A 19,103-nucleotide genomic window follows, 5' to 3' on the forward strand; every position below is an offset into this window, starting at 1 on the left:
GGGGTGGCCGCCCCACCGGCCCGGGGCCGGCGAGTCGGGGTGGAGCGTGTGGTGCCTTCGGGGAGCGGTCAGGCGTGCACGGGAGCACCGTGGCTGCGCCGCAGGCCGGGTTTGTCGATCTTGCCGACGGGGTTGCGCGGCAGGGCGGCGACGACGTGCACCTCTGCGGGCACCTTGACCCTCGTCAGCCGCTCGGCGACGTGGGCGAGCAGTTCGGAGTCGGTGACGGTCCGCTCGGGATAGGTCACGACGTACGCGACGGGAACCTCGCCGTACACCTCGTGCGGCGCGCCGATCACGGCGGACTCGAGGACCGCGGGGTGCGTGGCGAGTGCGTTCTCGATCTCCTTGGGATACAGGTTCTCCCCGCCACGGATGATCATGTCCTTGATGCGGTCGACGAGGGTGAGGTATCCGTCCTCGTCGAGCCGGCCGACGTCGCCGGTGTGCAGCCAGCCGTCGACGACGGTGCGGGCGGTCTCCTCGGGCCGGCCGAGATAGCCGCGCATCACGTTGGGGCCCTTGATGAGCACCTCGCCGGTGGCCCCGGCCGGCAGGTGCCGCCCGTCGGGTCCGGCGATGGCGATCTGCTGGCCGGGCAGCGCGGGGCCGACGGTGCCGAGCTTGCGGGGGCCGTCGATCGGGTTGCACGCCGACGCGCAGGTACCCTCGGTGAGCCCGTAGCCCTCGACCACGACCAGGCCGAAGCGCTGCTCGACCCGATCGAGGAGTTCCTTCGAGATCGGGGCCGCGCCGCAGATCGCGAAGCGCAGCGACGAGGTGTCCACCGGGGTGTCCTGCGGCTGGGAGACCAGCAGGGCGTAGATGGTGGGCACGGCCGAGAAATAGGTCGGCCGCAGCCGTGCCACGTCGTCGAAGAACCGGGCCGGGGAGAACCTGCCGGTGATGCTGAGCTGCGCCCCGGCCAGGATCGGCGCCAGGAAACTGACCGCGATCGCGTTGACGTGGAACAGCGGCAGGATCAGCAGGCAGTGGTCGGCCTCGGTCAGCTGCAGGTGCGTGCGGAACGAGTCGGCCATGAACTGCAGGTTCGTGTGGGCGAGCTGCACGCCCTTCGGGCGGCCCGTCGAGCCGGAGGTGTAGATCAGCAGGGCGGTGTCGTCGGGACGGGGATCGGCGCCGGCCGACCATCCGGCCGGCGGGGCGGTAGCCATGTCGTCCACGTGGATCACCGGGCGGCCGCCCGACGGGGCGTCGGGACCGGTGTTGAGAACGAGTGCGGCTCCCGCATCGTCGATCTGGTACTCGGCCTCGGTCGCGGTGAACGCGGGATTGACGGGGGTGGCCGTCGCACCCAGCCGCCACGCCGCCATGAGGGCGACGAGGAGTTCGGCCCGGTTCGGCAGCATCACCGCGACGACGTCACCCGCAGCGATCCCGTGCTGCTGGAGTTGCGCCGCGAAACCGTCGACCCTGCGGGCGAATTCGGCGTAGGTGAGTTCCCGGTCGTCGTCCCGCACGCAGGGCCGCTCCGATTCGCGGTGCCACACCAGATATTCGATCGTCACTACCGTCGGTCCTCTCCTCTTGGCTGACCACAACGGTAGTGACGGGGATCACGTCTCGGCTACGGCCTCGCGGGCTCGAGTTCCGACGGGGTGTTGTCCTCCGAGCACAACTCCGCGCCGCCGGCTGTCGTGGCAGCCGGCGGCGCGGAGCGGATCGTCAGTGGGCCGGATTGCCCGAGGGCGCGGGTTGCGGCCCTCCGGGGCGCGGCTCCGCTTCGACGTGCATCGCCCGGGCCAGCGCCCTCTCCTCCGGCGGTGCGGCCCGTTCGCCGCCGCGCCGGCGCAGGTACCGGGTCTTGAGGTGGTATGCGGCGACGATGACCGCGAGCGCGATCAGCGACTGCACCAGTTCGGCGCGGGCGCCGGTGAACCACATGCCGACGAGGATCGCGACGATGACGGCCGTGACGACGACCGGCAGGACCGGGTAGAGCCACACCCGGAACTGCAGGATCTCCGGCGACGTGCGTTCCCAGCGGCGGCGCAGCACCAGCTCCGACAGGCAGATCATGATGTACACGAACAGGCAGATCGCACCGGACGACGTGACCAGATACAGGAAGATCGTGTCGGGCCAGACGTAGGCGGCAACGATGCACACGTATCCGACGAACGTGCACGACAGCACGCCCTTCAGCGGGACACCGCGGGAGTTGACGGCCGTCATCCACGCGGGTGCGTCGCGGTGGGCACCGAGCACGAACAGCATGCGCGACGCGGTGTAGAGCCCGGAGTTCAGGCACGAGAGCACGGCGACCAGCACCACGAAGTTGAGGATCTCGGCGGCCCCGGGGATGCCCAGGACGTCGAGAGCGGCCACGAACGGGGATTCGCCGACGACATAGCTGTCCCACGGCAGCATGGTCACGAGCAGGAACGTCGCGCCGACGAAGAACGCGAGGATCCGGAACACGACGGTGCTGGTGGCCCGGCGGATCGCCGCGGCCGGCTCCTTCGACTCGGCCGCGGCGATCGTGACGAGCTCGGCCCCCGTCATCGAGAAGATGACGGCGACCACCCCGACCATGACGGGGGTGAAGCCGTGGGGCAGGAAGCCGCCGTGTGCAGTCAGGTTGCCGAAGGACAGCTCGGCCCCGGGCCAGATGCCCAGCACGTAGAGACCGGCCAGCACGAGGAACGCGATGATCACCGCGACCTTGATCCCGGCGAACCAGTACTCGGCCTCACCGAAGTTGCCGACCGACAACAGGTTCACGACGGTCATGATCAACAGCAGGCCGGCGGCCATCAGCCACAGCGGCACGCCGGGGAGCCAGCGGGCGAGCAGGGTGGCCCCCACCACGGCCTCGATCCCGACGACGACCACCCAGAAGTACCAGAACAGCCAGCCGGTGGCGAAGCCTGCCCAGTTGCCCATGGCGTCGCGGGCGTATTCGGTGAACGAGCCGGTGCAGGGCTTGGCGACGGCCATCTCCCCGAGCATGCGCATGACCAGGAAGACGATGAGCCCACAGATCAGGCAGGTGAGGATGGCGCCGGGGCCGGCCTGGCCGATGATCGCGCTGATCCCCACGAAGAACCCGGCCCCGATCACCCCTCCCATGGACAGCATGGTGAGATGGCGCTTCTTCAGCGCGTGGCCCAGGGTGGCGGACCTTTCGGCCGGTGGATCGGTATGCACGGCACTCCCTTCGAGACCTGGTGTGCGGCCGCCGTCGTGTGCCGGTTCCGGCGTCCCGGCGGCGCTGTCGCTCGGATGGGAGAACACTATGGCCGCGATGTGACCCACGACATGGCCGCTGCGTACAGGGGCAGGTGTCACACTCGCCGTGGCGGCGATTGTCCGCCGGATTCAGACCGGTTGCGGCGCGTCCGGCGACGCTTCGTCGCCCGACGGCGCGGCACCCGTCGCGCCCGCGCGCGGGGTGAGCAGCACGTAGCTGCCCGCGGCCAGGAGCACCGTCACCACCGGGGCGAGCTGCGCCCATGTCGCGCTGACCTCCTGCACGGTGAGCGCGATGCCGGCGACCGAGGAGATCAGCCACGCCAGCGCCCCACCGGACGCGGTGCGGGGCATGGCGTGGCCCCGATCCCGCAGCACGTAGACCACCGCGATCGCCACCCAGGCGGTGATCAGCACGCCCTGCCAGGCGAGGGCCTGCAGCAGGTACCCCAGCACGTCGGTGAGCATGAGCAGGTATGCGAGCACGGCGGTCACCACCACCCATACCGCTCGGGGCACGTCGATGCGCAGTGCTCGGTGGACGAACACCTGGAGGTTGGTGGAGGCGAGATAGAAGTTGGCCGAGTTGATGCGGGTCTGGGACACGATGATCAGCAGCACCCCCGCGAAGCCGAGGGAGCCGACGACCGCCTCGACCACGCCGGTCTCGGTTCCGGCGATGTCCCAGGCGCCGAGGAGATAGAGGCCGACGAGCCCGTTCACACCGAAGGTCAGCGCATAGAACACCCAGCCGAAGGTGACGGTGCCGTGGAAGGCGGCGTCGGCGCGGCGACCGAGTCTCGCGTAGTCGAAGGTGTACATCATCAGCACCCAGACGCCCATGTAGACGAGGTAGGCGGTGAGCCAGCCGGGAAGCGGACCCGATGCCACCGTGGCGGTGAGCCATCCGGTGGGGTAACCCTGGCGCACGGTCGCGGCCACCACGACGGCGACCATGCCGACGAGATAGAACGGCAGCAGGATCCCGTTGAGCTTGTCGAGCCACGCGGCGACACCCCCGATCACCACGGGAATCATGTAGACCGTGCAGAGCAGGTACCACAGCCTGAGGTCACCGCCGAAGTACTCCTGCAGAGCCACGGCGACGATGGAACCTTCGAAGACCCCGTAGTAGAGCGCGGTGGCCGCGAACAGGACCGGGGCGAGCAGTGAGCCGACGGCGCCGAACATGCGCCGGGACAGCAGCTCGACCGACAGGCCGGTGTGGATCGCATAGCGGGAGAGCACCAGGTTGACGACGCCGAAGGTGGCGATCGAGGCAGCCATCCCGGCGAGGGTGGCCGGTACCCCGACCGCGCCGGCCGAGGCAACCGCGATGTAGAGCCAGAACATGGCGCTGAACATGGCCCACCAGGCCATCGTCAGCGACCAGCGGGACAGACGCCCGGATTCGGGCACGATTTCCTGCTCCGCGGGGGATCCGGGAGCAGATTCGGTGAGGTGATCGGACATGGGGTCGCCTCTCGGGGGGAGGGAATCCGAACCGGCGCAGGGGCGCACGACCGCCCGCAGCACCGGGGGCGGGAGGTTCGGCAGGGGAGCTTCGAGGGAGGGTGGAGAGTACGAAACCCGTTGCGGGGCAGTGGGATCACTGCCCCGCACGGGGATTCAGGACCAGTGCGCGACGGAGCGGGTCCGCAGCAGATCGCGGAACTGGGCGGTGGTCGTGGGCAGCAGCTCGCCGGTACCCCAGTCGACGATCACGCCGTAGCGGCGCACGAGGTCGAGCATGGACAGCTCACCGCTGCGGTAGCGGGCGGCGACGGTCTCGGGGTCCTCGTCGAGCCAGCCCTTGCGCGACACGCGGATCTCCTCGCGGACGCTCTCGGTGGCGTCGTGGTCGAGCTCGTAGCGGTCGATCTCGGGGTCCACCGGCACGACGACGACGCCGTAGTCCAGGGCGGCGCGCTCGACGGAGACGTATCCGTCGATCACGTCCTCGAGCACGGCCTCCGGGTCCCGCTGCAGCGGATCCCCGTAGCCACCACCGCCCGCCGACGGCCGCTCGAACGAATCTCCGGATTGGACCGGCACATTCGAGAACACGGACCCGAGGAAGCGCTCCTCGGGGGTGCCGCGGTTGAGCCACACACCGTGCGGGATGGACGGCAGGCCGCCCTCGATGCCCCAGGTGACCGAGCGGGAACGGTCACAGCAGTACGACATCACGCTGCTGTCGCTGTCGGTGAGGATGCCGCCCTTGGACAGGCCGCACCCGCCGCGGTATTCCCCGGGTCCACCGGAATCGGTGATGATGGCGTGCTCGCTGGTCAGCACGGGGGTGAGGCGTTCCTGCCCCTCGCACGGCTGCACGGCCAGGCCGATACCGAACACCGGTGCGGTGGCGCTCGATCCGTCCTTCGAGCTGCGTCCGCCCCAGCCGCCGGCCATCCAGTCGTACCACATGAAGAACGGCCGGTCGTCGGTGCGGGCGTCGCGGCCGCCGACGAGCAGGTACTCGAGGTTGAACGAGCACGCGATGGCGCGGGAGGGCACGACCTTCGACCACAGTTCGAAGATCGCGTTCATGATCTTCTCGTAGGGGCCGGAGCAGAATCCGGTCACCGCGTGCGGCCAGCCCGCGTTGACGACGGTGCCCTCCGGTCCGAGGTCGGTGCGGATCGCGTTGTACAGGCCCGAGTTCAGCGGCACGTCGGGGAAGAACGACTTGGTGCCCGCCACGATCCCGGAGAACGCGGTGCCGTAGCCGCTGTTGAGGAAGCTGGCGACCGCCGGTGCGCTGCCGGTCAGGTCGTAGCTGAGCTGGTCGCCCTCGATCGTCATGGTGACGCGGATCGGGACGAGCCCCTCGGGGCGGGCGGGATCGGAGTCGAGATAGTCCTCGGTGGTCCACGTGCCGTCCGGCAGGTCGGCGACCCGGCTGCGCACGATGCGCTCGACGTAGTCCTGGACCTCGCGCATCGCGTCGGTGACGGTGCCGCGTCCGTATTTGTCCACGAGGCGAAGGATTTCGCGTTCACACACGCCCGTGGCCTCCGCCTGGGCGTGCAGGTCGCCCATGCTGATCTCCGGCGACCGGGTGTTCGCGACGAGCAGTTTCGCGACGTCCGCCAGGAATCGGCCCTCGTGCCACACCCGGACCGGGGTGATCCGCAGGCCCTCACCGAAATGCTCGGTGGCGGTCACGTCGAACGACCCGGGGACGCTGCCGCCGATGTCGGCCCAGTGACCCTTGTTCTGCGCGAAGGCGATGAGGACGCCGTCCGCGAAGATGGGCCGGACGAAGCTGACGTCGTTGAGGTGGGTGCCGCCCCGGTAGGGGTCGTTGACCATGAAGATGTCGCCGGGGTTGATGTCGGAGCCGAATTCCTCCAGCACGGCCTTGCACTGGAAGTGGAGGGTGCCCACGTGGACGGCGATGTCCTGGCTGCCCTGCATCACGGTGTTGCCCTCGGCGTCGCAGAGCGCGGAGGAGAAGTCCCGCGAGTAGATGACGAACGAGTAGCAGGTGCGCAGGATCTGCTCGGACATCAGGTCGACCGACGTGGCGAACGCGTTCTTGAGGACCTCGAACGTGACCGGATCGAGGGTGGGGGACGTGGTGGTCATCGGGTCTCCTGGATGTCGATGCGGATGTTCGCCCACTCGTCGATGGTGGCGGTGGTCCCCGGGGGGACGACGGTGGTGGAGTCGAGCTGGGTGATCACGGCCGGGCCGGGGATGCGCGTGCCGAACTCCAGTGTGTCGCGGTCGAAGACGGGGGTGTCGAGCCGGCCGCGCGCCTCGTCGAAGTAGACGTTGCGCCGTTCCACGGGCGACGGCTCCGCGGTGGTGGGTTCGGAGGTGCGCGGGAAGTTCGGCTTCGGCGTGGTGCCCACCGCGCGCAGCCCGATCTGGTAGATCTCCACGGGCGTGTCGTCGCGCCGGAACGAGTAGTCCCGTTCGTGCTCCTCGTGGAACCGCTCGACGGCCTCCGCGAGGAAGCCGGGGCCGCTGCCGGCCGCGACGGTGAGCGAACGCCACTGCCCCGCGTAGCGCATGCTGATATGACGATCGAGGACCATCCGTTCGGGTTCGACCCCCTCGTGGCGGAGACGCTGCGTGCCCTCCTGCTCGAGCCGCAGGAATTCGCGCTCGAGCGTGGTGATGTCGACCTCGTCGACGCGGCCCTGGAACATGGCCGACAGGTCGTGCCGGATGTCGACGAGCAGGCACCCCTGCGCCGAGGTGATGCCCGGATGGGGCGGCACCACGACGGTCGGAATGGACAGTTCCTTCGCGAGGGCCGCGCCGTGCAGGGCGCCCGCGCCGCCGCAGACGACGAGGACGAAGTCGCGCGGATCGTAGCCGCGCCGAATCGACAACAGCCGCACCGCATCCGCCATGTTGGCGTTGGCCACCTGGATGATGTTGCTGGCCGCGGTGTCGGCGTCGAGACCGAGCGGTCCGGCCACGCTCTGCTTGATCGCGTTCTCCGCGGCCGCCACGTCCAGGGTGAGTCCGCCACCGATGAGGGCGGTGCCCAGGCGGCCGAGCAGCACGTTGGCGTCGGTGTTCGTCGGCTCGGTGCCGCCGCGCAGGTAGCAGGCAGGTCCGGGGGAGGCGCCGGCCGACTGCGGCCCGTTGCGCAGCGAGCCTGCCTCGTCGAGCCAGGCCAGCGATCCGCCGCCGGCGCCGATGGTGAGCACCTCGATGCTGGGGAAGGAGATGGGGAAGCCGTACTCGACCTGCCACTGCTTGGTGGTGCGGACCTCGCCGTCGTAGACGAGCGAGATGTCGGTGCTGGTACCGCCCATGTCCAGGCCGATCGCGTTCGGGTATCCGCAGCGGGTGGCGATGTCGGCCACGGCGATCGCGCCGGCGGCGATGCCGGAGGCGGCGAGCCGGACGGGATACTTCTCCACCATCGCGGGGGTCATCGAGCCCCCGCCGGAATGGAGCAGGAGCAGGTCGCCGTCGTATCCGTCGGTGCGCAGCTGCGCTTCGAGCCGGTTGACGTACCCGCTGACCAGGGGTGCCAGCACGGCGTTGGCGACGGTGGTGGAGGCGCGGTCGTACTCGAAGATCTCGGGGAGGATCTCGCTGGAGGTGGAGACGGTGACGTCGGGCAGCTCGGCCTCGAGCAGTGCCCGCACGCGCTGCTCGTGGGCGCTGTTGACGTAGCTGTTGATCAGGCACACCGCGACGGTCTTGATGTTCTTGCGGCGCAGGATGCGGGCGATCTCCCGGACCTCCGACTCGTCGAGCGGGGTGACGACCTCGCCGGCGTAGTCGATGCGTTCGGTGACCTCGTACCGGTCACGGCGGCGGATGTAGGGGGTGCCGACGTCGACGTACGTGTCCCACAACTCGTCCTTGGTGCCGTCGCGGATCTCGAGCACGTCGCGGAACCCGCGGGTGGTGACGAGGGCCGCGGGCGGGAAGTTGCGGGTGATGAGCGCGTTGGTCGCGACGGTGGTGCCGTGGGAGAACAGGGTCACGTCGGTCAGGTCGATGCCCGCGGTGCGCACACCGTCGATCACGGCGCGCATGGGATCGTCCGGGGTCGAAGGAACCTTCGCGATGCGGGTGGTCGATGCGCTCTCGTCGAAGATGCACACGTCCGTGAAGGTGCCTCCGACGTCCACGGCGACGCGCAGGTGGGGATTGCGGGATGTGATCATCGTCATACTCCTGGGTCGGGTGGAACTCAGTATTCGGCCTGGTCGCGAGGCCATCAATTGGAGAAAGTGAATCGAGTTCCCCGAATCGTTGGAGATCTTCACACCCATGGGAGAAAGATGTCGGGCATGCTTCCGGACCGTTTCCGGCTCGTCGACCTGCTGCTCGAACCCGACCTCGGGCTCCGGCTGGCGACCGACGCCGACCCCAACGTGGGAATCACCGGCGCGCACCCGATCGAGATCGAGAACCCGACGCGGTGGCTGCGGCCGGGGTCGATGATGCTCACCACCGGCTCGCGCTTCCCCGGCCACGAGCACCCGCAGCAGGCCTATCGCGAACTGATCCGCGAGCTCGTGGGGTCCGGCATCGCCGCGCTCGGGTACGGCGTCGGAGTGATCACCGACGACGTCCCCCGGCCCCTGCTCGACGAGGCCGAGCGCCATCGGTTCGCCGTGGTGGCGATCCCGCCGGAACTGCCGTTCATGGAGGTGGTCGGCCGCGTCAACGCCGCGGCGCAGGCGCAGGACTCGATGCTGCTGCGCCGCACCCTGCAGATGCAGAACCACCTGCTCGAGGCGATGACGGCCGAGTCCCCGGAGGCCGACCTCGTGGCCCGGCTCGCCGGGCTGCTCCGCAGCAGCGTGGTCCTCTACAACGAGGTCGGCGACGTCGTGGCCTCGGCGGGCGGCGCACCGGTGCACCTGATCCGCAATCAGCTGCGCGGCCGGGACGGCCGGCTGCTGTTCCGGGTGGGCCGATGGTCGGTGAGCGCGCACTCGATCTCGCCGGGCGGCCAGCACTACTGGTTCGCCCTCGCGTCCAAGAGCAACGAACTCACCGACCCGCTCACCGCGCCCGCCGTCGAGGTGTCGCTGAGGCTGCTCAACACGATCGAACGCACCCGCCAGCGCGCCACCATCGAGAACCGCGCGCGGCACGCCGCACTGGTGCGGGCACTGGCGTCGGGCGATCCGGCCGATTCCGACACCGTCCTGGACCAGCTCGAGATGCTGCGGTTCGGCCCCGAGCCCGATATGCGGATGCTGGCCTTGTCCGCCGCACCCGACTACGACAACCGCCGATGGGTGTTCCGGGCGAACTCGCTGCTCGATGCCGTCGAAACGGACGTGTCCGGGCTGGCCCGCGACATCGGGCTGACCCTGCTGCTCGCCCGGGGCGAGGGTGGCCTCGTCGGAGTGGTCCCCGCCCGGGCGGAGGCACTCGACTCCTGGTCGAACAACCTTCCGCAGGGGTTGACGTGCGGCTCGAGCGAGCCGTTCACCGATCCCGCGCGCGGGCCCGACAAACTGCGCGAGGCGCGCTGGGCGCGACGGGCCGCCGAGCGGCTCGGCCGCAGCACCCAGCGCTTCGAGGACGTGAGCCTCGCGGACTGGTTGCTGGCGGGCCGCGACCCGGGGCCCGCCCTCGCGCGCGCCACCGCGGTCCTGGCCCCCCTGCTCGACGGCCACGACGACCTGGTCGATTTCCTCGTGCTCCACCTGGCCCGGGACCTGGACGTGGGGCGGACGGCGCGGGAGCTGAACCTGCATCCGAATACCGTGCGGCACCGGGTGAAACGAGTCGAGGACCTGCTGGGCCGGTCCCTGCGTTCCCCCCGGGACGTCACCGACGTGCACCTGGCCCTCGAAGTCCTCGCCGAACACCCCACCTCCTAGCCGCCCGGTGCGGGGAAGGATCGTCATCATGGCCATCACCGTGCGTCGGCTCACGACGCTGCCGGAGCTCGGGCTCACTCTCGTGGCGGGTCGCGACGGAGCCGACCGTGTCATCGAGTGGGCGCATCCGATCGAGCTTCCCGACCCCACCCCGTGGCTCTCGGGTGGAGAGCTCGTGATGACCACCGGACTGGAGATCGGCGCCGGCGCCGACGAGCAGTTCGCGTACCTCCAGGGCCTGGTGGGGGCCGGCTGCGTGGCCTTGGCGTTCGACACCGGCACCCGGTTCGACCGCGTGCCCGACGGTCTGCGCGCCGCGGGTGACGCACTGGGGTTCCCGGTGCTCGCCGTGCCCGCCTCGACGCCCTTCATCGCCATCACCCGGGCGGTCATCGACGAACTGACCGCCGACCAGGTCCGCGCGGTGCAGCGGGTCGTCGATCAGCAGGAGCGGCTGGCCCGGGCCACGCTGCGCGGGGGTGTGCCCGCGGTCGTGACCGCGCTCGGTCAGGCCCTCGCCGGAGCCGTCGCCGTCGTCGACGCCGACGATCGCGTACTCGCCGAATACGGGTCGGACACGACGCGGGCGGTCCGGCATGCGCGCGGGGTGGCGGAGTCGGCGTCCCGATCTCCGCGGCGGCGGCAGATGAGCAAGGTGCTGGCCGACGCCGCGGGGCACTACACCGTTCAGAGCATCGCGGCGGCCCAGGACCTCTACGGATACCTCGCCGTCGGCACCGCGGAGCCGCTCCCGCCGGCCGACCGTCTGCTCCTCGCCCACGCCGTGTCGCTGATCTCCATCGAGCTCGGCAAGCCCGCGAAGGTGCAGAGCGCGGAACAGCGGCTGCGGGCCGTCGTCACCCGGACACTCTTCGACGCACCCGAACGCATGGACGCCGGCCTGCTCCGCTATTTCGGGTTCGAACCGACCGACACCGTCGCGGTCGCCGTGCTGACGGAGGTCGGCCCGCTGCTGCCGGCGGAACGGCAGGTCGGCGCGGTCCTCGCCGCGGAGGGCGTACCCCATCTGGCGGCCTCGGTCGGCGCGGATGTCGCCGTGGTCCTGCCGGCCGACCGGGCCCGCGAGATCGCGACCCGGGTCCAGGACCGGGTCCGCGCGCAGCTCGGCCGGCCGGTCCGGTGCGGGCTGGGCGGTCCGTGCGGCGTGAAGGACGCGAACACCGGTGTGCAACAGGCTTTCTCGGCGGCGCGGGCAGCGCGGGACGGGGGCCGGACACCGGTGGCGTTCGCCGAGCTCGGTACCTTCTCCGTGTTGCTGGGCATGCAGGATCCGGACGCGCTGCAGGCCATCGCCCGCACCGGACTCGAAGCACTCGATGCCTACGACGCGAAGCACGGATCGAGCGGACGTCTGGTCGAGACCCTCGCCGCGTACCTCGAGCACAACGGCCAGGCCGAGAGCACCGCCGCCGCGCTGGGCATCCACCGGCACACCCTGCGGAACCGGCTCGCCCGCATCACCGAACTCACCGGCCGCGACCTCGACTCGATCCACACCCGGGTGGAGTGGTGGCTGGCCGTCAAGGCCCGGGAGATGCTGGACGGCCGTGGCGGATAGGTGCCGACGGTCGGTGGGTCCCTTGCCGACCTGAAGCTGACTTTCGAGGCGGCCGGTGAGTGCATTCGCGTGGACACCGTCGTCGGTGCTGACGATCGTTGCACCCCAGCCGGCGAGAAGCGGACGCACTACCGGCCGCCACGGACTCAGTCGCAGCGGTGACCGTGCGGCAAACAGTGTGCTCCACATCGTCACGACCGTCCGAACGAGGCACCACCGGGCCACTCGCGACTACGTCGAACGCCACACCGCAGAGGGGCTCAGCAACGAGAAATCATCCGGTGCCTCGAGCGCTACATCGCCCGCGAGATCCACAGGAATCCGCCCCCGTCGACGGCGAGCAATTCACCGCCGGAAGAGCTTCCCGCAGCAGCGCGACGAACATCGGAGCATCGAACGCTCCCACCGCATCGACTCCGCGGAGTTCTACCGGCTGCTCGAAGGTGAGGTCATCGACGACGTCCACCTGTTCGCTGAACATCTCCAACAGTGGGAGGACCACTACAACTACAATCGCCCCCACCGTGCCCGGGCCGGTCAAACATCCTACGAACGCCTCCGACAGAAGATGCGAAACCCGCTGTCAGGGGCCTCCGTCAGTTGCACACCTAGTCCGGCGATACGGGCAGCTCCGGCGCGAGCAGCCGGTCGAGCAGTACAATCGGTACTGCCAATAACCATGACATTGGGGTAATGAACAATATGTCGACGACGGTGTTCATTCCACATCTCCTGCGTCCGAAGTCTGGGACTTTGTCACCTTCCAGCAGGCGCGCGTCCGAGTTGCCAATGCTTCCCGCGCCGACGATGCCGATCTTCACCGCGTGCTCTCCTGTCCGGACGAATCTCACTCATACGATCGAGTTCCGAAGGTCGCCACCGCGGCCGGCTGAGAGTGTGCCGAACAGTGGAACGAGACTCTCGGCCGCGGGGAGGTCCGCGACGGCCTTCACGATGCGGTCCGCGACGTCCGGCCCTGTCACCGGATCTACGAGCGAGTGAAACTTGGTCACGAGGCTCTCCCAGCGCCGTGCCAGTTGGTCCGCGGGCGTGGTCCGGTTGACATCGACTTCCGCGACGCGCTCGGTGCCATCGGAAAGAGTGACCCGCACGATGGAAGACCGACTGTCGGTGTCGGTACGACCGGTGACCCGTACTCGATCCCGCAGATGGAGGATGTGCGGGTCCGTAAGGGATGTCGGCGAAAATGCACGTTCGGTCAGGTCGCCCGTCACGAATGCCATCGCCGTGGTGAAACGCAGGCTGAACTTCCCCTCGAGCGGGGTGGAGGGCTCGGCGATATCGCACACCTGGAGGTGACCTCCCGGAACGAGGATCTCGATCGACTCGACGAGGTCCGGCGTCACCCCGGACTCACGCAAGGACAACGCCCCCTCGATCGCGGAGTGCGTCAGATAGCATGCAGCGTGATACTTGAAAAGCACCTCGGTGATGGAGGGCTCGGTCCACGTCCAGGCCTCCGATGTGCCGGTGGCGTCGGACTGCGTGTCGCGGAAGCCTTGACTCGTGCCGAGGACATCGGGATGGGCTGTCACCCCGCGGGCAGCCAGAGTAGCTGATCTCAAACCGTTTTCGGCTGCGGCCCCGACCTGCAGTGGCTTGGTCATCGTTCCGAACATCGATTTGAGGCCCGCCGCGCGTGATCCGGCGATGCCGAATGCGTGTGCCCACCGGGCCTCGTCCAGCCGCAACAGGTGTGCAACTGCTGCCGCCGCGCCGAACGCGCCGACGGTGGCAGTTGCGTGGAAGCCCCGCGCATAGTGCGACGGCTTCATCAACTGACCGATCAGGGCTTCGGTCTCGAACCCGGCCACGAATGCCGCGATGAAATCTGTCCCACGGACAGGGGTGCCCTCGGCAGCGGCCATGAGTGCCGGGAGCAGGGGAGCGGAGGGATGACCGTCCATCCGTGACACGACGTCATCGAAGTCGATGGCATGGGCGGCGGTGCCGTTGACGAGGGCCGCCTGAGGACGAGTGACCTGCTCACCGGTGCCCCACAGCGTCGCTTGCGCATTGCCGCCCTCGTCGAGCACGTCGGCCCGCACGTGCGTGGTGACGGGTTCGTGAATCCCTGCGAGTGCGACGCCGAGTGTGTCGAGGATGCAGTGCACGGCGCCGGTGACGACGTGAGGGGGAAGATCATCGAGATCTCGGACTCGCGTGATGACCTGGTTGGTGAGCGTCTCCTGCGTCCCGGGCATATCGGATCGTCCGTTGTCGGTTCCGCTCATCGTTAGTACCTCACCGTAGGGAAACGTTCTCTCCTGTGACGATTCGTCACCCGAATCACGCACCGACACGCGAACTGCGCCGGCGGACGAGGGTCGACCGCTGGCCCTCGAACACGATGCGACCATCCTGCCTGCGACCCCAATGGCGGAACACCACGGTCCCGGGTGCCGTCGAGTCGGCGCCGGGCGTGACCGAGACGACCTCGGTGAAGGCCTCGATGGTGTCGCCGTGGTGCACGGGCGCGCGGAAGCGCAGCCGCGACCATCCGAGCTCGGCAACGGCGTGTTCGGCGGTGTCCTGCGACGCCAAGCCGTAGACCAGGGAGGCGGTGGCGAGGCCGAAAACAAGGCGCTCGTCACCCAAAGCGGAGCCTTTCAAGAAGTGATCGTTGAAATGCGCCTGCGCGGTATTCATCACCTGCTTCGCGGGCCCACTGCCTTCGATCTCGCCCACTGTGGCGGCGCGCGAATGTCTCATCCTCTGACCGGGACGGAAATCTTCGAACCAGCCCCATGATCCGAGTAGTGCGTCGTGGTGGTCAGCCATTGCTGCCTCCCCCCTCTGTAATCGGTGAACCGGGAATTCGATCGGTGGACCACTCGGTGAGGACTGTGGCGACGTCGTCTTCCCCGAGTTTGGGACCGCGTCCGCGAACCTGGGCCGGGGTGGCACTGAACTTGATCGGCGAGCCGGCAATTGTCACGGGCACATCCGAACCGGGCTGTTCGACGTCGACGAGCATGTCGCGAAGGCGGACGTGTTCGTCGTCGAAGATGTCGGCGGCGGTGTGGACCGGTCCGATCGGCACGCGGCCGCCGAGCGAATCTACGATCTCCGACGTCGTCCGGTCTGCGAGCCATGCGCCGAGAATCTTGCGAACCTCGGCGATATTGGTGAGGCGCGCAGCGTTGCTTGCGAATCGCGGATCGTCCCCGAGCTCCGGTCGGTCCATGGCCGTGGCCAGTATGCGCCAGTGGTTGTCGCTGGGGGCTGCAACGGCGATCCAACCGTCGCGGGTCTGCATGATGTCGAACGGTGCCAGCAATGGATGACCGTTGCCCATGGGGCGCGGGACGATTCCCAGATACGAGTGCTGGTAGACGAGCCGTTCACACATGGCAAGGATGGCGTCGTACATTGCCACGTCGACGAATTGGCCCTTACCGGTGTGTTCGGCATGCCGCACCGCGGCAACGATGCCCAGGGAGAGCAGGGTGCCGGGGAAGATGTCGCCGATGCCCGGGCCCGATTTCAGCGGAGTGCCGTCGAGGGGTCCGGTGATCCCGGCGAAACCACCCATGGCCTGCGCGACGATGTCGAAAGCGGGCCAGGTCTCGTAGGGGCTCTTGCCGGATCTGGCGTCGCCGAAACCACGGATCGCCGCGTAGACCAGTCGCGGGTTCTCCGCGGCGAGGGATTCGTAGCCCAGGCCCATCCGTTCCATGACACCGGCGGAGAAGTTCTCGACGACCACATCGGCGACGCGGACCAGTTCTCGAAACTTCGCCGAGCCTTCCTCGCTTTTCAGGTCCAGGACGATACTGCGCTTGCCGCGGTTGACGGATTGAAAGTATCCGCCGAGTGCTTGATTCGGGTCGTCACCGGCGCGATGAGGGCCGAGCGCTCTGGTCCTGTCCCCGGTAGGGGGTTCGACCTTGATGACGTCGGCACCGAGGTCGGTCAGCAGCATGGTGGCGAAGGGCCCGGCGAGCATGGCTGTGAGGTCGAGTACCCGGATTCCGCTCAGGGGACCGCCGGCATCGGTGGTGGTCATGCGACACCGCATTGGCGGGCGCGTTCCAGGACGCCTTCGAAGATCCGTGCGGTTGCGGCGTCGATCATCATGCCGTCGAGCGCGGCGGCGCCGAGTCCGGCCGCTTCGGCTTCCTGCACGGCGCGAACAGCTGCGGTGGCGCGTTCGATCTCGGTAGCCGTGGGCGCGAAAACCTTGTTGGCGATGGCGATCTGGCTGGGGTGGATTGCCCATTTCCCGACGCTGCCCAGTGTTGCGGCCCAGGATGCCTCACGCTCGTAGCCTTCCGGGTTGGAGATCGCACCGAAAGGTCCGTCGATGGCGTCGAGTCCGTTGGCGCGCGCCGCACCGATCATGCGATTGCGCGCGTAGTGCCAGACATCGCCGGGGTAGCCGTACGCTCCTTCGGCCGCGGCACCGATGTGTCCCAGGCGGATTCCCTGGCTGGCGGAGAGGTCACCGACGCCGAGAATCAGCGCCTCCAGGCGTGGTGAGCACGAGGCGATGTCCTCGACGCAGGACAGCGCCTGGGTTTCTTCGATGAGGACTTCGAGTTTGATGCGGCCTGCTTCGAGTCCCAGATCCGTCTCGAGCTGGGTCAGGAGATCGTCGACGAACCACACGTCGCGGGGTCCGAACACCTTGGGGATGATGATGACGTCGAGGTTCCGACCGGCCTCGGACACGATCTCGATGATGTCGCCGTAGCACCACTGGGTGCCGACGGGATTGATGCGGCATGCTCGGGTCTTGATTCCCCAGTCGAGGGTGTTCAGGCCTTCGATGATGTTGCGACGGGCAGCGACCTTCTGTGATGCGGCTACGGAATCCTCGAGGTCGAGGAAGACCAGGTCTGCTTCGCTGGCCGCGGCCTTTGCGATCATCTTGGGGCTGTGGCCCGGGGTGGAGAGTTCGCTGCGTCGCAGTCGGTTGTCGGCCATGGTGTGTCCCTACTTTGTGGCTGAGTGGCCGCGCGCTGCGACCAGGTTGGTTCGGAGAAATTCGACGACTGTCTCGCCGTGCTGGTTGGTTGCTGTGGTGCGCCAGGTGATGATGCCGACGCCGGGTTTGCTGGTAGAAGTGCGCATTTCGAGAACCTGCGAGCTGGCCGTGATGGTGTCCCGCGGATAGACCGGGCGTACGAAGACGCAGTCGTCGATGCCGAGGAATGGGCCCCCGCTTTCGCTGAGGTCCTCGACGGAGAGGCCGACGGTCGTGCATAGCACCAGCATCGGGTTGATGACCGTGTCGGGGTGACCTTGGGATCGCGCATACTCGATATTCAGATGCAGCGGCAACCAGGCACAGGTTGCGGTGGAGAACGACACGTTGTCGGCCTCCGTGAGGGTGCGGCCCCAGTGGTGGTTCATGGTTTGGCCGAGTTCGAAGTCCTCGTACTTGTTGCCCTTGGGGATCAGGGGGAAGGAGTCGAGGTCGGGTACGTCGACGTCGTGTGTGCCCGAAGACCGTCCGACGGATGTGCCGGGCGCTGTGGTGGGTGGAGCTGGAGCCCGCACGGGGTTCGAGTTCATGGGTTACATGATGACGGCAATTTAAAGTTTGTCAACGAACAAGTTTTGGCGACGGCAAGAAAGCGCAGCTCAAGGCGTACTTCGACGCCCGGTCAGCGCGCCCGGGCGAGCCTTCGGGGGCGCCGAAGGGAAAACTAGTTGGCCGTACACCAATAAACTGTTATGTTGTAGATCACGTTGGCGCGATGACGAACGCCGCGATGGGTGAGAGCGGGGGCGGCGACGGTCCCGCCAGAGAGGAGCTCCACGTCGTGAAGCTGAATGCCTGTGTAGTGGGCCTGGGCACGAGTGACGTCATCGGTGCACCGGGGCGAAGTCCACTTCGGTTGCAGTTCGAGTCGTTCCGCGCAGCCCTGCGTGACGCGAACCTGGACAAGGCCGATGTCAACGGCCTGGTGACCGCGTGGGGCGCCCCGCGGGGAGTCGACTACGACGAATTCGCCGTTGCTGCTGGACTCCACCTGACGTGGGTATCCCAGCTGTGGACTCACGGTCGCTGGACGGCGACGACGGTGCAACAGGCGGCCATGGCTGTCACGATGGGGCTCGCCGAGGTCGTAGCGGTCATCAACAGTTCCGTATCTGCCACAGGCTACGCTCGCAAATTGGCTCCGATGAGTTCGCCGCTCGGGGGGATGGACGAGTCCTTGCGAGATGGCGGGGGGCCTTATGCGAACTGGACCCTGCACGGCTCCCAGGGCGCCGGCGCCGGGGCTGCTCTCGCCACCCAGCAATATATGGACCGATACGGCGCCACGGCCGAAGACCTTGCTGTAATCCCGGTGACGCTGCGCCGATTCGCCCATCAGAATCCGCTGGCGGTGCTGCGCGACGAGGAGCTGACCGTCGAACAGTATCTGGACCAGCCGGAATTGCTCGGCCCCCTTCGTCAGGCCGACATCTGCCAGATGGTGGACAGTTCGACTTGCCTGCTCGTGACGACCGAAGAGCGCGCCGCAGATCTGGGGCGGCCGATCGTACGCATCGCGGGCATGCAGGGGATTCCCTCCAGCCCGGACAGCTATACGTTCTTCTCCCGTCCGGGAATGGGTGCCGGAGTGAGTCCGAGCTACGATTACGTAGCTCCGAAGACGTTCCCTGCCCTCGAGATGGCCGGCATCGATCGTAACGATCTGGACGGTTTCTATACCTACGACCCCTTCTCGCACCAGATCTGGATGGCGTTGGAGCGCTGGGGTTTCTGTGCTGCCGGCGATGCTGCCGCGTACTGCAGGGAGAAGGGGATCGGCCTGGACTCGCCACTGCCGATGAACACTTCGGGTGGGAGCCTGGCCGAAGGTCATCTGTACGGCTACGGCCACATGATCGAGATGGTGCGGCAGCTGCGAGGCGAGGCCGGCCCACGGCAGATCGCGAACGCGAAATCGTTGCAGTGGGGCACCCCGTGGGGTGACTCCCTGGTACTTACGAACGAAAAGGTGAGCTGA

General features: G+C 68.0%; 15 protein-coding genes. 4 read left to right on the top strand and 11 right to left on the bottom strand.

What is annotated here, in order from left to right:
* Positions 1–68: 68 nt before the first annotated feature.
* From ACWPOB_RS01340 to ACWPOB_RS01360, 5 genes are all read right to left on the bottom strand, one after another.
* On the bottom strand, positions 69–1,529 hold the full coding sequence (locus ACWPOB_RS01340; protein ID WP_455399650.1) for a class I adenylate-forming enzyme family protein: 1,461 nt from the start codon (positions 1,527–1,529) through the stop codon (positions 69–71).
* Between the two features lie 157 nt (positions 1,530–1,686).
* On the bottom strand, positions 1,687–3,171 hold the full coding sequence (locus tag ACWPOB_RS01345; protein WP_455399651.1) for an amino acid permease: 1,485 nt from the start codon (positions 3,169–3,171) through the stop codon (positions 1,687–1,689).
* Positions 3,172–3,342: 171 nt separating this feature from the next.
* Complete coding sequence (locus ACWPOB_RS01350) at positions 3,343–4,686, bottom strand: purine-cytosine permease family protein (RefSeq protein ID WP_455399652.1); 1,344 nt, start codon at positions 4,684–4,686, stop codon at positions 3,343–3,345.
* Positions 4,687–4,842: 156 nt separating this feature from the next.
* On the bottom strand, positions 4,843–6,804 hold the full coding sequence (locus ACWPOB_RS01355) for a hydantoinase B/oxoprolinase family protein (protein WP_455399653.1): 1,962 nt from the start codon (positions 6,802–6,804) through the stop codon (positions 4,843–4,845).
* Positions 6,801–8,864 (bottom strand): hydantoinase/oxoprolinase family protein, encoded by a 2,064-nt coding sequence (locus tag ACWPOB_RS01360; RefSeq protein WP_455399654.1) that lies wholly within the window; start codon positions 8,862–8,864, stop codon positions 6,801–6,803. The genes ACWPOB_RS01355 and ACWPOB_RS01360 overlap by 4 nt, the downstream gene beginning before the upstream one ends.
* A 111-nt stretch (positions 8,865–8,975) precedes the next feature.
* On the opposite strand from ACWPOB_RS01360, the gene ACWPOB_RS01365 reads away from it, so the two are divergent.
* The 3 genes from ACWPOB_RS01365 (at position 8,976) to ACWPOB_RS01375 (ending at position 12,808) form a co-directional block, all read left to right on the top strand.
* On the top strand, positions 8,976–10,535 hold the full coding sequence (locus ACWPOB_RS01365; RefSeq protein ID WP_006932166.1) for a PucR family transcriptional regulator: 1,560 nt from the start codon (positions 8,976–8,978) through the stop codon (positions 10,533–10,535).
* Positions 10,536–10,563: 28 nt separating this feature from the next.
* Positions 10,564–12,114, top strand: a complete 1,551-nt coding sequence (locus tag ACWPOB_RS01370) for a PucR family transcriptional regulator (RefSeq protein ID WP_455399655.1) — start codon at positions 10,564–10,566, stop codon at positions 12,112–12,114.
* 85 nt (positions 12,115–12,199) lie between these two features.
* The gene (locus ACWPOB_RS01375; RefSeq protein WP_455399709.1) at positions 12,200–12,808 is read left to right on the top strand and encodes a transposase; all 609 of its coding nucleotides are present in this window, start codon (positions 12,200–12,202) and stop codon (positions 12,806–12,808) included.
* Here ACWPOB_RS01375 and ACWPOB_RS01380 read toward each other — a convergent pair.
* From ACWPOB_RS01380 to ACWPOB_RS01405, 6 genes are read right to left on the bottom strand one after another with little or no spacing between them, the layout of a single operon-like run.
* Positions 12,723–12,935, bottom strand: coding sequence for a hypothetical protein (locus tag ACWPOB_RS01380; RefSeq protein WP_455399712.1), 213 nt, complete (start codon positions 12,933–12,935; stop codon positions 12,723–12,725). The two genes, ACWPOB_RS01375 and ACWPOB_RS01380, sit on opposite strands and share 86 nt — an antisense overlap.
* Positions 12,936–12,965: 30 nt before the next feature.
* Complete coding sequence (locus ACWPOB_RS01385) at positions 12,966–14,369, bottom strand: MmgE/PrpD family protein (protein WP_455399656.1); 1,404 nt, start codon at positions 14,367–14,369, stop codon at positions 12,966–12,968.
* Positions 14,370–14,424: 55 nt separating this feature from the next.
* Entirely contained in the window at positions 14,425–14,916 is a 492-nt protein-coding gene (locus tag ACWPOB_RS01390; RefSeq protein ID WP_455399657.1) for a MaoC family dehydratase, read from the bottom strand.
* The gene (locus ACWPOB_RS01395; RefSeq protein WP_455399658.1) at positions 14,909–16,144 is read right to left on the bottom strand and encodes a CaiB/BaiF CoA transferase family protein; all 1,236 of its coding nucleotides are present in this window, start codon (positions 16,142–16,144) and stop codon (positions 14,909–14,911) included. The genes ACWPOB_RS01390 and ACWPOB_RS01395 overlap by 8 nt, the downstream gene beginning before the upstream one ends.
* Positions 16,141–17,064 carry an HpcH/HpaI aldolase/citrate lyase family protein gene (locus ACWPOB_RS01400; RefSeq protein ID WP_455399659.1) on the bottom strand — a complete coding sequence of 308 codons (924 nt, stop codon included), beginning with the start codon at positions 17,062–17,064 and terminating at the stop codon, positions 16,141–16,143. Before ACWPOB_RS01400 ends, ACWPOB_RS01395 begins: the two co-directional genes overlap by 4 nt.
* A gap of 9 nt (positions 17,065–17,073) precedes the next feature.
* The gene (locus tag ACWPOB_RS01405; RefSeq protein WP_455399660.1) at positions 17,074–17,655 is read right to left on the bottom strand and encodes a MaoC family dehydratase; all 582 of its coding nucleotides are present in this window, start codon (positions 17,653–17,655) and stop codon (positions 17,074–17,076) included.
* A 251-nt stretch (positions 17,656–17,906) separates the two neighbouring features.
* Between ACWPOB_RS01405 and ACWPOB_RS01410 the strand changes: the two genes are divergently transcribed.
* Positions 17,907–19,103 carry a thiolase family protein gene (locus tag ACWPOB_RS01410; RefSeq protein WP_455399661.1) on the top strand — a complete coding sequence of 399 codons (1,197 nt, stop codon included), beginning with the start codon at positions 17,907–17,909 and terminating at the stop codon, positions 19,101–19,103.

The organism is Rhodococcus sp. 2H158 (assembly GCF_053764755.1).